Consider the following 12,465-nt stretch of genomic DNA (forward strand, 5'->3'; position numbering starts at 1 on the left):
CCCCGTGTTGTTCCACTTCCCGCGCGCGGATCGTCGCCGACGCCGCGATGCGGTGCGGTCGCGCCCGGGTTACCCGCACGGGCCGCCGGAGACCCGTGCGGGGCGCCGGGGCGTCCACCCCGTTTCCCGTCCGCCGGACCTACCGGGAGGTTTATCGCGGCATGACTGGGTAGACCGTCGATGACCCGGATGAACGGCAGAAAGGTTCAGAACGATGCCCCAACCCATCACCAGTACCTTGGACCCGGAGCAGCAGCGCATCGCGGGCGGGACTCTGCAGGACACGGTGGTCGACCTGATCGACCTGTCGCTGATCGCCAAGCAGGCGCACTGGAACGTGGTCGGCTCGAACTTCCGGTCGGTGCACCTCGCGCTGGACGAATTGGTGACCGTGGCACGGGACTTCACGGACGCGGCCGCGGAACGCGCCACCGCCGTCGGGATCAGCCCGGACGGTCGCGCGGCAACCGTGGCCAAGGATTCCGGCGCGATCGGCATCGGGGATGGCTGGCAGCAGGACACCGACATCATCGATACGATCGTCGGCAACCTCGCTGCCGTGATCAAGCGGCTGCGGGAGCGCATCGCGGCCACCGAGAAGGCCGATCCGGTAACCCAGGATCTGTTCCTGGCGATCGCGGCGCGACTGGAGCAGTTGCACTGGATGTGGCAAGCGCAGCTCGCCACGGTCTGATGCGGGTGATCACATGCGCGTTCGGCGCGCCCGCCACCGAGACCACCACGGTCGCGGTGCGGATCCCCGCCGACGCGCGACACCTGGCCCTGATCCGTGCGATGACGGACACCGTCTGCCTGGTCGCCGACGTTCCGTTCGCCGCGGCCGCGGACATCCGCCTGGCGATCAACGAGGCGGCCACCATGCTGCTGGTGGGCGCCGCGCCCGGCTCGGTGCTCGGCTGCGCGTTCACCTACGGCGCGGACCGGATGAGTGTGCGCGTCGATTCCGTCACCGCGTTCGGTGACGAGGTGGCCGAAGGCGATCCGTTGAGCTGGGAACTCGTGCGCATGCTCACCAGTTCCCTATCGATTTCTCGTGACCCTTTTGATTCCGAGACCGGCGGGTATCCGACCGTTATCGAATTCAGTTGGGAACGAGGACCATTTGATGACACGTGAGTTCACGACCGACGGGAATGGCACGACGGGCCGTAAGCGCGCAGGGGACAGCTACGACAACATCGAGCCGTGGTTCGAGAAGATGGCCTCGATGGAGGAGGGCGATCCGCATCGCGCCGCGCTGCGCGAGGAGGTGACGCGACGGTGTCTTCCGCTCGCCGAACACATCGCCCGCAAGTTCTCCGGCCGCGGTGAGTCCTACGAGGACCTGTTGCAGATCGCCCGGGTCGGGCTGGTGCTCGCGGTGGACCGTTTCGACGTCTCCCGCGGCAGTTCCTTCCTCGGCTTCGCGGTCCCCACCATCATGGGCGAGGTGCGCAGGCACTTCCGGGACAACACGTGGTCCTTGCGAGTTCCACGCAGGCTCAAGGAGATTCAGCTGCGCATCGGTCCGGCCACCGAGACGTTGTCGCACCGCCTCGGGCGGATGCCGACGGCGCGGGAGATCGCCGAGGAATTGGACGTCGAACTCGGCGAGGTCACCCAGGCGCTCATCGCGAGCAACGCCTACCAGACCAACTCGCTGGATGCCGGTGGCCGCGAGGACGGCGACGGCGCGCCGCAGGCGCTCGCCGACACGCTCGGCGCCGAGGAGCCGTGCTACGACCTGCTGGAGCAGGCGATGGCGGTGCGTCCCCTGATCGCCGAGCTGCCGCCGCGCGATCGGCGGGTGCTGATCATGCGCTTCTACGAGTCCCGGACCCAGACTCAGATCGCGGAAGAACTGGGTGTCTCCCAGATGCAGGTATCGCGCATCCTCGCCCGAATCCTGGGCGAGCTGCGCAAGCGCGCGCTCGGTTCCGACGAACTCGCCTCGCGCGCGGCCTGACCTTCCTAGGTGCGGGGGCGGGCGGCCGAGCCGGTCATCGGGGTGGCCGACACCTCGCCCGTCCAGCCGCACGGCAAGGCGCAGCCGGCGATGACCTTCGTCTCCATATCGCCGTTGTCGTAGTGCAGCGTGGTGCTCTCCGCGTAAGCGGGATAGCCGCACGCTCGGCATTTGCCGAAGAAGTCGAGGATCTCCTCGGCGCGGGAGTGCGCGACGCGTCGTGCGGGGTTGTGGTCCATAATCTCTCCAGCCAGCGGGCGGTCCTGCCGAGCAGGCGTCTGCGACGTTAGGATCGGCCGTCGCCGCCGGGCGGGAGTTTCGGTGATCGTTGGGTTCATTCACAGGCGTCGCGCGCGGGATTTGGGCCGGTTCCCAGCCCCAGGTGAATGCTGGGCAATCGCAGGGTATTTCCTGCGTGTCGCTGGTAGTGGTGGCGAGGCCCGAGCTACTTGACCTTACCTGTGACTGACGTTACAAAGGAGCTACCCGCCGACCCGAAGTTCTTCGAACCGGCCGACGAGAAGTGCACAAGTTGGTTACCGACGTCATCGATGTAGTCGCCGAATTCGCCATCGCCCGCAAGACCATCTGGGACCTGCTGCTCGAACCGCAGACGTATCCGCGCATGTTCACCGGTATCGGCGCGTGTGAACAGATCCAGTCGGCCGACGGGAACGTGGTCTGGCAGATGCGCGTCGGCACCTACGAGTCCGGTATCCGCACCCACCAGATCCGAATCAGCGTGGGCCGCTGGTACGAGAGCTTCGAGATGCAGTACGCCGCGCTGGGCAGCTTCGCGTCGGTGCGACTACACGGGGACGAGGAGCGCACCAAGGTCACGGTCACCTATTTCGCGCCCAGTCGCGTGCACCCCCGCGTGGCGGAGCTGTCCAATGTGGCGATCGCGGAATGGACCAAGAGCGGACTGAAGCGGGTGGCCGACGTCGCCAAGGGCGCGCGGACCTCCCTGGTGGTCAACGGGGAGGATTCGCCGCTCCGGCGCAACGCGGGTGTCGCGCGGCAGATGGTGGCCAGCGGCGTCGTGCTGCCGGTTCGTCTCGATCGCAGCTTCAAACAGCTACGTTCACTGGCCAAGTGGGGTTTCAACCTGGCGGGCGGATACGCGGCGGGCGCGGCGTACGCCCCGGACCGGGTCGCGATCATCGACGACCACGGCACCCGCTCCTTCGCCGACATGCACGAGCGGACCAATGCGCTGGCAGGCGCGATGGCCGCACACGGTCTCGGCCCCGGTGACGCCATCGGACTGCTGGCGCGCAACCACGCGGCGATGGTCGAATGCATGGTCGCCGCGGGAAAACTCGGCGTGGACGTCGCCCTGCTGAACGCCGGGCTGGCGGGCCGCACCATCGAGGAGATCGTCCAGCGCGACCGGCTTTCGGCGCTGTTCGTCGACGGTGACCTGGAGGAGTTGGTGCGCTATCTGCACGCCGACATCCCGCGCTACAACACCGACGAACGGCCCCCGGTGCCCGAGCGGACCACCGTGGATCAACTGGTGGCCGAGGGGCACACCACCTTCCGCACGCCCGCCCAGCCGGGGCGGCTCATCGTGCTCACCTCGGGGACCAGCGGGACGCCGAAGGGCGCGCGCAGGCCGCACCCGAAGGGCTTCGGGTCCATCGCGGCCTTGTTGTCGCGCATCCCGATGCAGATGAACGAGACCATGCTGATCCCGGCGCCGCTGTTCCACACCTGGGGGCTGGCCGGGCTACAGCTGAGCACCGCGCTGCGCGCGACCGTGGTGCTGACGGGACGGTTCGACGCGGAGGACTGCCTGCGCAGTATCGCCGAGCACCGGGTCGACACGGTGATCGTCGTGCCGACCATGGTGCAGCGCATCCTCGATCTGCCCGCGCACGTGCGCGCCCGCTACGACACCTCCAGCCTGCGGCACATGATCAGCTGCGGCGCGCCGCTGGCGGGCGCGACCGTCGAGCGATTCATGGAGGCATACGGCGACGTCCTCTACAACGTCTACGGTTCCACCGAGGTCTCGTGGGCGACCATCGCGACCCCCGATGACCTGCACACCTCGCCGACCACGGCCGGGCGCCCCCCGCTGGGCACCAAGGTCGCCGTGCTCGGGCCGGACCACCGCAGGTTGCCGATCGGCGCCACCGGGCACATCTTCGTCGGCAATCACATGCTGTTCGACGGTTACGTCAACTCGGCGCCGCCGGACGAGGCACACGGCATGCTCGACACCGGCGACCTCGGCTATCTGGACGCCTCGGGCCGGTTGTTCATCGCGGGCCGGGACGACGAGATGATCATCTCCGGCGGCGAGAACGTCTTCCCGCGCCCCGTCGAAGAGGCGCTCGCGCACTTGCCGCAGGTCAGCGACGTCGCGGTGGTCGGTGTGCCGGACCACGAATTCGGTCAGCGGCTGGTGGCCTTCGTGGTCAAACGCGAAGGGTCGGGGCTCGATTCGGACATGGTCCGCACCTACATCCGCAACCGCTTGAGCCGCTTCTCGGTCCCGCGTGACGTCACCTTCCTCTCGGCGCTGCCGCGCGGCGACACCGGCAAGATCCTCAAGCGCCTGCTGGCCGGTCCCGGTGCGGCGAAGCCGGAGCTGCCGCCGTCGATCAACGGGCTCGGGACGGCGAGTTCGTCCTGACCTCCGAGCGGCGATCCGGCCGCCGTCGGCTCGCCACCGGGGGTCCGGTCAGTAGACGGTGTCCTCCAGGTCGGTCAACGCGGATTCCAGGTGGTCGAGCAGCCCGGCCACGTCCGGCACGCTGCGGCGGCAGGCGACGATGCCGATGTCCAGGCTGTCGGCATTGCTGGTGAGGGTGATGTTCACCGCCTGCCCGTCCAGGGGGATCGACAGCGGATAGCTGGCGGCGACGCGCGCGCCGTTCCAGTACTGGGGTTCGCGCGGCCCCGGGATGTTGGAGATGACGATGTTGAACGGCGGGCTGGTCAGGGCGACCGTGGCGGGGAGTAGCAGTGACAAGGCGAGCGGACTGAGGGTAAGCGCCGAGAGCGAGACCGCCTGCACGGGGGAGAGCGTGCGATAGATCTCCTTGCTGCGGTGCATGGACGAGCTGATCGCCGCCAGCCGCGCCGCCGGGTCGGGCAGGTCGGTGGCGAGATTGCACAGCAGCGCCGCCACCGCGTTGCCCCCGCTGCCCCCGTCGTCGGATTCGGGGCGCAGCGAGACCGGAACCATGGCGATCAGCGGCTTGTCCGGCAGGGCGAGGTGTTCGAGCAGATAGGTGCGCAGCGCGCCCGCCGACATGGCCAGCACCACATCGTTGAGCGTGGCGCCGGTCATCTTCTTGACCTGGCGGATCCGGTCCAGCGGCCACGAGCGGGCGGCGCAGCGGCGGGCTCCGCCGATCGGGACGTTGAACATGGTGCGCGGTGCGGCGAAGGGCAGCGTCAGCTGTTGCTCGACCAGCGCGGTGCGGGCCAGGCGCAGCGCCGAAGAGGCCGAGCCCGCCGCGGCGAGCAGCCCACGCGCGCGGGTGCCGAGGGTGTGCCTGCGCGGTGCGTGCTCCCGGTGCCCGGTCGACGGCGGCAGATGCCAGGGCACCAGTGCGGCGCCGGACTCGGGATCGGTGCTGAGCGTGCGCTGTAACAGGCGTTGCGCGCCGACGCCGTCGATGAGGGCGTGGTGCATCTTCGCGTACAAGCCGACCCGGTCGCCTGCGAGCCCTTCGATCAGGTGCGCCTCCCACAGCGGCCGGTGCCGGTCGAGCAGGGTGCTGTGCAGACCGGCGGCCATCTCGGTCAGGGCGTCCAGGCCACCCGATTCCGGCAGCGCCCACCGTTGGACGTGGTAGTCCAGTTCGACGGCGCTGTCCACGGTCCAGGCCAGCTGGGGAGTGCCGAGGAGGCGAGCAGGGCGCTTGCGGAACATGGGGTGGAAGTCCTGGTCGGCCGCCAGCGTCGCGTGTGCGCGCCGGGCGAACTCGGGTCCGGTGCCGTCCGGGGGATCGAAGATCGACAGCGAACCGACGTGCATCGGGTGCTCGCGTGATTCCGCGATGAGGAACAGGGCGTCCACCGGCGATATGAATTCCATGGGCAGTTCCCTCCTGGCGACGCCGCGACTCCGCCACGGTCTGGATCAGGACGTGGGGAAGGTCGGCGACGGGCGTGCCGGACTGCTCATGGCGCGGGCTATTTACGCCGGTCGAACGACGATCCACCAAGCGGTGATTCGATGCCGGATCCGGACCGGCTGGGCGGTTCGCCGCGGATTGTGCGTCTGGGGCTCAGGACAGGCGGCTGACCGGCCAATCCTGGGGCAGCTCGAGGCGTTCGCTGATCATGCTGATCGCGGAGTGCAGCGCCTGGATCTCGTCGACGCCGCTGGCCAGCGAGGCACCCTGCTCGCTGATGTGGAACCGGCACAGATGCTCGCGCCGGTCGGCCGCGAGGTACGGCCTGCCGATGATGATCGACAGCGAGCTGTCGGCATCGCGCAGCGTACGGGCCGCGATCAGAGCTTGCGACTCGTGCTCGGCCGTCGTGGCGGCACACGAGGGGCGGGTGGGAGCGGCGGGGAAGCCGGGGTCGCACGGTTCGGTCACCGCGAAGTGCGCACCGTGGCTGTTGGCTTGCCGCAGCTCCTGAGCGATCTCCTGGAAAGCGCGGTACAGCGCGGCGATGGAGTCGGGGCCGTGCGCCCATCGCTCGCCGATGCCCTGGATGCGGAATCCGCACACCACGCCGGTGGCGCCCGGTGCCATCTGCGGTTTCCCCACCTCGATCGACACTTCTCGCGTGGCATCGGCGACGGTTCGGGTGGCGATCACCTCCCTGATACGTCGCCATCTCGTGCTCGCGATCGCACCGCCGTGTTCGGACTCGCGCACTGCGGACGTGGTCGTGTCACCAGTGACCCGCGCCGGTATCGCTCTCATGAATTCTGGAGTACCCACGTAGGCCCCCGGTTTATCCTGCGGTTCGAGGTGACCTGGGCCGCAGAGCGGAGACACGCCGGATCGGCAAAAGGGCTACCGGACGGTTAACGCGCCTCGGGTTTGGCAGGCTGTCGCCGAGGTGTGATGGTGGGGCCGCGACGATGAGGAGGGGCGGACGAAGTGGTAACGATTGCGCAGTTACGAGCGGTTCTGTCGATTCTGCGCGTCGACCCGGACGAGGTCGGCGGGTGGTTGGGTGGCACGGGTCTGCGCGGTCCGGACGCCGAACGGGTCCTACTGATCGGTTTGCTACACCGGATCGCGAGCAGTGAACTGCGTCAGGTCGTCACCACGACGATGGACGAGGAGGAGGCCGCCAAGGCCGCCGCGGTGAGCACCTTCCCGGTGAACGGCGAGAACCCCACGGAGCAGGTGCGTTTCGACGCGCACTGGCTGCACGACCGGATCGGCGCGCTGGCGGCGGGCACCACCGTGGAGCCGGTGCCGGTCCTGTTGGACGCCGCCGCGCGGTCGACGGACGCGGCCGAGACACTGCTGCTGCTCAGCCGCAACCCGCGCGGCCACGACGCGGATACCAGATGGGAGCGAGCGCTCGACGATCTGGGGCGGGCCTATCACCTGATCAACGATGAGCGCGTGGGACGCTCGAACACGACGACCGCGCCGCTGTAGCGGCGCGGTCGTCGGAGGTCTCGTTCCGGCGGCGTGGTCGCCGCCGCGACGAGGTCACTTGGGTGGTGCGGGTGTGACCTGGACGGGCTTGTCCGCGAAGCGGGTGGTGCCCTCGGCTGCCTGCAGCGTGGTGAGCAGGTCGACACCCGCCACGACCAGGGTCGGTCCGCCGACCGCGATGGTTCCGAGGATGCCGCCGAGGCTCGCGCCGGTCAGCAGACCGGCCACGCATCCGACGGGGAGGGTGACCAGGCAGCCGATCGTGGCGCCGATGGCGGTGCCGATGAAACCGCCGATGGCGGTGGCGAGTCCGAACTGGCTGGCGAATTCGTCACGGGCACGCTGGTTCTCGGTCATGGACGCGACCGGTTTGGCGACCAGCGTTTCGGTGGGGGCTATGCCTTCCGGCCTGGTCGGCTTCAGCTCGAGCACCGTGCTGTCCTTCTTCACTTCGGGATGCACGGGAATGGCGGTGCCCGCGATCCGGAAGTCCAGCGGCAACGTCATGGCGACGTGGCCGTCCTCGTCGCGGATGTCGACCACGTCGATCACTCGAGCGATGTCAGCCGGGGCCCCGGTGTGGTCGACGAGCACCCCGTCGCGCTCGGTTAGTCGAGCGTTCTCCTCGCCGGCGGGCTGATCGCGCAGCGCTTTGGACAATTCGAAGGTTCCGCCCCGGAGCGCGGCGACCACCGTCTGTTCGACGATCCTGGCCGAGTAGGTGATGTCGGGAGCCGGCTCGGCGTGAGCGACGCCGGAGCCGATGGTCAGCGAGCCGATGGCGAGTATCGCTGCCGCAGTGATGCCGCGGAGTTGCATGATTCGTCCATTCCTTCATCGGGTTCACACCTGCGTCCAGCACGGCCGGACCCGCGCACTCCGGCGGCGCAAGAGCAGTCGTCCAGGTCGCTGAGCAGCCTAGCAGCGCTTGCAGCTACCGATGAGCGTTCCGGCTCGGCCGGTCGGAGATATCGAAAAATTCTCCGACCGGCCGGGTTTCGCCCCGGACGATCAGCGCGCTGCGGCGAGTTCGCTCGCCCGCTCCTCGCCCAGGATCGTCGCACTGGTGCCGGGGGGCCAATCGAGTGCCGCGTCGAGCCGGTCGAGCACCTCGGCGCTGGGCCGCGGATTGCGGGACCGCTCGATCTCGCTGATCACCTTGGCCGGCGGGCCGCCGTTGCCCGCCACGTCCGCCTGGGTCCACTTCATCTCCCGCCGTCGCGCGCGCACGCGCGCGGCGAGCCCGTCGAGATCGAGCGCGAAAACCGCCTCGGCCTCGTCCGCGACGACCTCGGGTGCCGCCGTCGCTTCGTGCTCTTCGGCCTGGCGCTTCTCCCGCAGCATTCCGCTGGTGATCAACCTGGACCGTTTCCGCCTACCCATTTTCGCCACACGCTCTCCCATCCTCTGTCGAGTCGATCGATTGCGTCGCACTGCCGCGGCGGGCGAGCCCCGCCGCGCCGGGAACGCTGAACATCATGGGGGAGTGTGGGTGCGGACCCCACTCGACGCGCCGGGCGCGCGGTCAGTGCGCCTGGTCCTCCGGCTGGAGAATCAGCACCGGTATCTCGCGTTCCGTCCAGGATTGGTAGGCGTCGAAGTCCGCGTAGAGGGCGACGAGCAAGGGCCACAAGCGCTTCCTCTCCTGTGGGGTCGCCACGCGGGCGCGGACGTGGTGGTGCTCGGCGCCTATCTGCACCCGGGTGGTGGGATGCGCCAGGAGGTTGAAGTACCACTGCGGATGGTTCGGCAACCCGCCTTGCGAGGCGACGACGACCAGGTCGGCGCCGTCCACCAGATACAGCAGCGGGACGGTGAACACCTTGCCCGATTTGCGGCCGCGATGCTCCAGCAGCAAGGTCGGCACCGGCTTCCGGAAGCCCGCGCCGATCCGCCATCGCCCGCCGATGCGTCCTCCGGTCCGGCGGAAGACCCAGACCTGTGCCTTCGACATGTACTTGATGAGCGCCCCGACGAGCGGCGAATCGAGATTGCGCGGGCGGCTCGGCGTCATCGGACGCCCCCCTCGGCCGGGCGGGAACGGAGTGTGGCGCTCGAATCGGCTGCGGTGAAAAGTGATTGATCCATACCTTTGTCCGTAGTATCGTCCAGACAGATGTCCGGTTACTATTCCATAGACCTGCGGCGCGCGTCGCGGGGGTATCGGAAACCGGTGACGAGCACGGTGGAGGAAACATGAATCGGGTCAGCGGCAAAGTCGTCCTGGTGACCGGCGCGGGGCGGGGGCAGGGCCGCAGTCACGCGCTCGCCCTGGCCGAAGAGGGCGCCGACGTCATCGCCTTCGACATCTGCGCCGACATCGCCGGCAACGACTACGCGCTGGCGACCGAGGCGGACCTCGCCGAGACCGAGGACCTGGTCGCGAAGACCGGCCGCCGGGTGGTGGCTCGGAAGGTCGACGTGCGGGATCGTCCCGCGCTGCACGAGGCGATCGGGGCCGCCGTCGCGGAACTCGGGCGCTTGGATGTGGTGGTGGCCAACGCCGGGATCTGCCCGCTCGGCCACCACGTACCGCTGCAGGGATTCGTCGACGTCTTCGACGTCAACTTCGTCGGCGTGGTGAACACCGTGCACGCCGCGCTGCCGCATCTGGGGGCGGGCGCCTCGATCATCGTGACCGGCTCGGTGGCGGGTTTGGTGCCGCAGACCGGATTCAACGGCCAGCAGGCGCTGCAAGGCCCGGGCGGCGACGGCTACGGTCTGTCGAAGAAGATGATCCGTTCCTACACGCAGACTTTGGCCTTGACGCTGGGGCCGAGCTCGATCCGGATCAACGCGGTGCACCCGACCAACGTCGACACCGACATGCTGCACAACCCCGGCATGTACCAGATCTTCCGTCCGGACCTGCAGCACCCGACGCGGGAGGACGCCGAGGTCACCTTTCCGTTCATGCAGGCCATGCCGATTCCCTTCGTCGAGGCCTCGGACATCTCCCACGCGGTCACGTTCCTGGCCTCCGACGAGTCGCGCTATGTGACCGGCTTGCAGATGTTCGTCGACGGCGGGGCGTCGCTGAAACTGGGGCTGGCGGGGCAGTGACGCGCGAAACGCGCTGCGTCACTTCAGGATGAGCATCGCGGACCGCTCGATGCGGTCCGCGATGTCCGAATATGATTCGTAGCCCATCCCGGCGTGCACCAGCGCGCCCGCGTAGAGTAATTCGAGCGATTTCAGAATATCCTCGTCGGGACTTCCGGACAGCGCATGCGCCAGGCGGGCGCGAATTTCCAAGCCTATGCGCGCGCGCAAATGTTCGACATCCGGATCGCGGCCGAGCAGCGCGCTGGTGACCGCGCCGGACAATTCCGGTTCGTCGGCGACGAGCAACGCGATGCTGCGGAGTTCGGCGATCACGCGCACGGTGTTGTCCGCGTCCTCGCTCACCGGCGAGGGCGTCGCGCGCAGCCTGCGCCAGAAGATCTCCGCGACCAGGTGTTCCTTGGAGGAGAAGTAGGTGTACGCGGTGGCGGTGCCGACCTTCGCGTTGGCGGCGACCATCCGGATGGTCATGCCGGCGAACCCCTCCCGGGAAAGCACTTCCAGCGCCGACCTGGTGAGCTTCTCGACGGTGTCGGCCTGTTTTCCGGACAAGCGCCGCCGCGTCGCCTCGACGGTTCTGGAATTGCTTTCGGACATGTGTCTAGATGGTAGTATCGTTATTCTGTTCGAGCAACGTGCACGCTGCGGAAATCGTTGTGTTTCCGGCCACGGCGAAATTGTTCGACGGACCGCGACGGGTTACCCCACGCCGAGCGGCCGGCCGATGTCCGCGAGTTTGCCGGACAACCGCTCGAGGTAGCCGAGGATCGCGGGCTCGTCCTTGTCCGGCAGGCCGTACACCACATCGGTGACGCCCCCGTGCTCCCACTCGGCCAGGCGCGCGGCGTCGGGTTTGTAGTCGAGAGCGACCACGCGCGGACGTCCGGTCCGCCCCGCCTGCTGCCAGATGTCGTGCAGCAGGGCGAGTCGATCCGAGATCTCCGTTTCCCCCGGTGTGGTGATCCAGCCGTCGGCGGACTCGGCTATCCACCGGAAGGTGCGTTCGGTGCCCGCCGCGCCGATCAGCACCGGCACCGAGCGCCGCACCGGTTTCGGCCAGGCCCAGCTCGGCCCGAAGCTCACGTACTCGCCGTCGTGGCTCGCCTCGTCCTGGCTCCACAGTGCCCGCATCGCCGACAGATACTCGCGCAGCACCGTGCGCCGCTTGTTCGCGGGCACGCCGTGATCGGCGAGTTCGTCGGTGTTCCAGCCGAATCCGGCGCCGAGCAGGACCCGGCCGCCGCTGAGGTGGTCGAGTGAGGCGATCGTCTTGGCCAGGGTGATCGGGTCGTGCTCGACCGGGAGTGCGACGGCGGTGGCCAGCTCGATGCGTTCGGTGACGGCGGCCGCCATGGACAGCGCCACCCAGGGGTCGAGTGTGCGCAGGTATCGGTCGTCGGGTAGCGACGCGTCGCCGGTCTGCGGATGCGCCGCGCTGCGCGCCACCGGGATGTGGGTGTGCTCGGGGACGTAGAAGGAGGCGAATCCCGCCTGCTCCGCTGCGCGGGCGGCCGGGGCGGGGGCGATGCCACGGTCGCTGGTGAACAGGACGATGCCGAATCGCATGGGAACCCCTGTCTTGTCGGGTCGTTCGGTGTGGTGCTCGGTCTTTCGCCGGTAAGCGCCTCGGTGCTCCTGATGGCGCGCGTACCGGGTGGGGACACCGGTGCGGCTCGGCGGACCAGCGGTATGGACAGTTGTTCGGACTGTAGTCCGATCGTATACAGCCTGCAAGAACGCGTTCTCGTTTTCCGGTCCGGCGGTGCGTGCGCCGCAGCACTGGGTCGCGGTTTCGAAGAGATCGTTCGTTCGGGATTGTCCTGAAAATCTGTCGGTGGTACC

14 protein-coding genes are annotated in these 12,465 nt (G+C 68.5%); 6 read left to right on the forward strand and 8 right to left on the reverse strand.

All coding sequences use genetic code 11. The features are described from left to right. The first annotated feature begins 214 nt into the window (after positions 1-214). The 3 genes from ON29_RS11350 to ON29_RS11360 are packed head-to-tail and all read left to right on the forward strand — an operon-like array spanning position 215 to position 1,966. On the forward strand, positions 215-694 hold the full coding sequence (locus ON29_RS11350; RefSeq protein ID WP_040866177.1) for a Dps family protein: 480 nt from the start codon (positions 215-217) through the stop codon (positions 692-694). Next, positions 694-1,137 carry an ATP-binding protein gene (locus tag ON29_RS11355; RefSeq protein WP_051175096.1) on the forward strand — a complete coding sequence of 148 codons (444 nt, stop codon included), beginning with the start codon at positions 694-696 and terminating at the stop codon, positions 1,135-1,137. The genes ON29_RS11350 and ON29_RS11355 overlap by 1 nt, the downstream gene beginning before the upstream one ends. Next, positions 1,127-1,966, forward strand: coding sequence for an RNA polymerase sigma factor SigF (locus tag ON29_RS11360; protein ID WP_040866178.1), 840 nt, complete (start codon positions 1,127-1,129; stop codon positions 1,964-1,966). The genes ON29_RS11355 and ON29_RS11360 overlap by 11 nt, the downstream gene beginning before the upstream one ends. A 5-nt stretch (positions 1,967-1,971) precedes the next feature. On the opposite strand, the gene ON29_RS11365 is transcribed toward ON29_RS11360, so the two are convergent. Further along, positions 1,972-2,205: a hypothetical protein gene (locus ON29_RS11365; protein WP_040866179.1), complete on the reverse strand. Its 234-nt coding sequence runs from the start codon at positions 2,203-2,205 to the stop codon at positions 1,972-1,974. Between the two features lie 293 nt (positions 2,206-2,498). On the opposite strand from ON29_RS11365, the gene ON29_RS11370 reads away from it, so the two are divergent. After that, positions 2,499-4,610: an AMP-binding protein gene (locus ON29_RS11370; protein WP_051175099.1), complete on the forward strand. Its 2,112-nt coding sequence runs from the start codon at positions 2,499-2,501 to the stop codon at positions 4,608-4,610. A gap of 48 nt (positions 4,611-4,658) precedes the next feature. On the opposite strand, the gene ON29_RS11375 is transcribed toward ON29_RS11370, so the two are convergent. Further along, the gene (locus ON29_RS11375) at positions 4,659-6,023 is read right to left on the reverse strand and encodes a WS/DGAT/MGAT family O-acyltransferase (protein WP_040866180.1); all 1,365 of its coding nucleotides are present in this window, start codon (positions 6,021-6,023) and stop codon (positions 4,659-4,661) included. Between the two features lie 193 nt (positions 6,024-6,216). Further along, positions 6,217-6,759, reverse strand: a complete 543-nt coding sequence (locus tag ON29_RS11380; protein WP_157172744.1) for a DUF6968 family protein — start codon at positions 6,757-6,759, stop codon at positions 6,217-6,219. A gap of 288 nt (positions 6,760-7,047) precedes the next feature. Here ON29_RS11380 and ON29_RS11385 point away from each other — a divergent pair, with 288 nt between their 5' ends. Beyond that, complete coding sequence (locus tag ON29_RS11385; protein WP_040866182.1) at positions 7,048-7,560, forward strand: hypothetical protein; 513 nt, start codon at positions 7,048-7,050, stop codon at positions 7,558-7,560. A gap of 54 nt (positions 7,561-7,614) precedes the next feature. Here ON29_RS11385 and ON29_RS11390 read toward each other — a convergent pair whose 3' ends face one another. The 3 genes from ON29_RS11390 to ON29_RS11400 all read right to left on the reverse strand — a co-directional run bounded on the left by ON29_RS11390 (position 7,615) and on the right by ON29_RS11400 (position 9,574). After that, positions 7,615-8,379, reverse strand: coding sequence for a DUF8020 domain-containing protein (locus ON29_RS11390; protein ID WP_040866183.1), 765 nt, complete (start codon positions 8,377-8,379; stop codon positions 7,615-7,617). Positions 8,380-8,571: 192 nt separating this feature from the next. Continuing rightward, positions 8,572-8,904: a helix-turn-helix domain-containing protein gene (locus ON29_RS11395; RefSeq protein ID WP_157172745.1), complete on the reverse strand. Its 333-nt coding sequence runs from the start codon at positions 8,902-8,904 to the stop codon at positions 8,572-8,574. 181 nt (positions 8,905-9,085) lie between these two features. Further along, positions 9,086-9,574, reverse strand: coding sequence for a nitroreductase family deazaflavin-dependent oxidoreductase (locus ON29_RS11400; RefSeq protein ID WP_040866185.1), 489 nt, complete (start codon positions 9,572-9,574; stop codon positions 9,086-9,088). Positions 9,575-9,756: 182 nt separating this feature from the next. Here ON29_RS11400 and ON29_RS11405 point away from each other — a divergent pair, with 182 nt between their 5' ends. Beyond that, positions 9,757-10,623 (forward strand): mycofactocin-coupled SDR family oxidoreductase, encoded by an 867-nt coding sequence (locus ON29_RS11405; RefSeq protein ID WP_040866186.1) that lies wholly within the window; start codon positions 9,757-9,759, stop codon positions 10,621-10,623. Between the two features lie 18 nt (positions 10,624-10,641). On the opposite strand, the gene ON29_RS11410 is transcribed toward ON29_RS11405, so the two are convergent. Next, positions 10,642-11,220, reverse strand: coding sequence for a TetR/AcrR family transcriptional regulator (locus tag ON29_RS11410; protein WP_040866187.1), 579 nt, complete (start codon positions 11,218-11,220; stop codon positions 10,642-10,644). Between the two features lie 102 nt (positions 11,221-11,322). Then, the gene (locus ON29_RS11415; RefSeq protein ID WP_040866188.1) at positions 11,323-12,189 is read right to left on the reverse strand and encodes an LLM class F420-dependent oxidoreductase; all 867 of its coding nucleotides are present in this window, start codon (positions 12,187-12,189) and stop codon (positions 11,323-11,325) included. Positions 12,190-12,465 lie beyond the last annotated feature (276 nt).

It is taken from the genome of Nocardia exalbida NBRC 100660, from assembly GCF_000308575.1.
Lineage (GTDB): Bacteria > Actinomycetota > Actinomycetes > Mycobacteriales > Mycobacteriaceae > Nocardia > Nocardia exalbida.

Excerpts from the sequence above, each read along its gene's own strand:
- ON29_RS11350 (WP_040866177.1), top strand. The coding sequence starts at position 215 with ATGCCCCAACCCATCACCAGTACCTTGGACCCGGAGCAGCAGCGCATC.
- ON29_RS11355 (WP_051175096.1), top strand. The coding sequence starts at position 694 with ATGCGGGTGATCACATGCGCGTTCGGCGCGCCCGCCACCGAGACCACC.
- ON29_RS11360 (WP_040866178.1), top strand. The coding sequence starts at position 1,127 with ATGACACGTGAGTTCACGACCGACGGGAATGGCACGACGGGCCGTAAG.
- ON29_RS11365 (WP_040866179.1), bottom strand. The coding sequence starts at position 2,205 with ATGGACCACAACCCCGCACGACGCGTCGCGCACTCCCGCGCCGAGGAG.
- ON29_RS11375 (WP_040866180.1), bottom strand. The coding sequence starts at position 6,023 with ATGGAATTCATATCGCCGGTGGACGCCCTGTTCCTCATCGCGGAATCA.
- ON29_RS11390 (WP_040866183.1), bottom strand. The coding sequence starts at position 8,379 with ATGCAACTCCGCGGCATCACTGCGGCAGCGATACTCGCCATCGGCTCG.
- ON29_RS11395 (WP_157172745.1), bottom strand. The coding sequence starts at position 8,904 with ATGCTGCGGGAGAAGCGCCAGGCCGAAGAGCACGAAGCGACGGCGGCA.
- ON29_RS11400 (WP_040866185.1), bottom strand. The coding sequence starts at position 9,574 with ATGACGCCGAGCCGCCCGCGCAATCTCGATTCGCCGCTCGTCGGGGCG.
- ON29_RS11405 (WP_040866186.1), top strand. The coding sequence starts at position 9,757 with ATGAATCGGGTCAGCGGCAAAGTCGTCCTGGTGACCGGCGCGGGGCGG.
- ON29_RS11410 (WP_040866187.1), bottom strand. The coding sequence starts at position 11,220 with ATGTCCGAAAGCAATTCCAGAACCGTCGAGGCGACGCGGCGGCGCTTG.
- ON29_RS11415 (WP_040866188.1), bottom strand. The coding sequence starts at position 12,189 with ATGCGATTCGGCATCGTCCTGTTCACCAGCGACCGTGGCATCGCCCCC.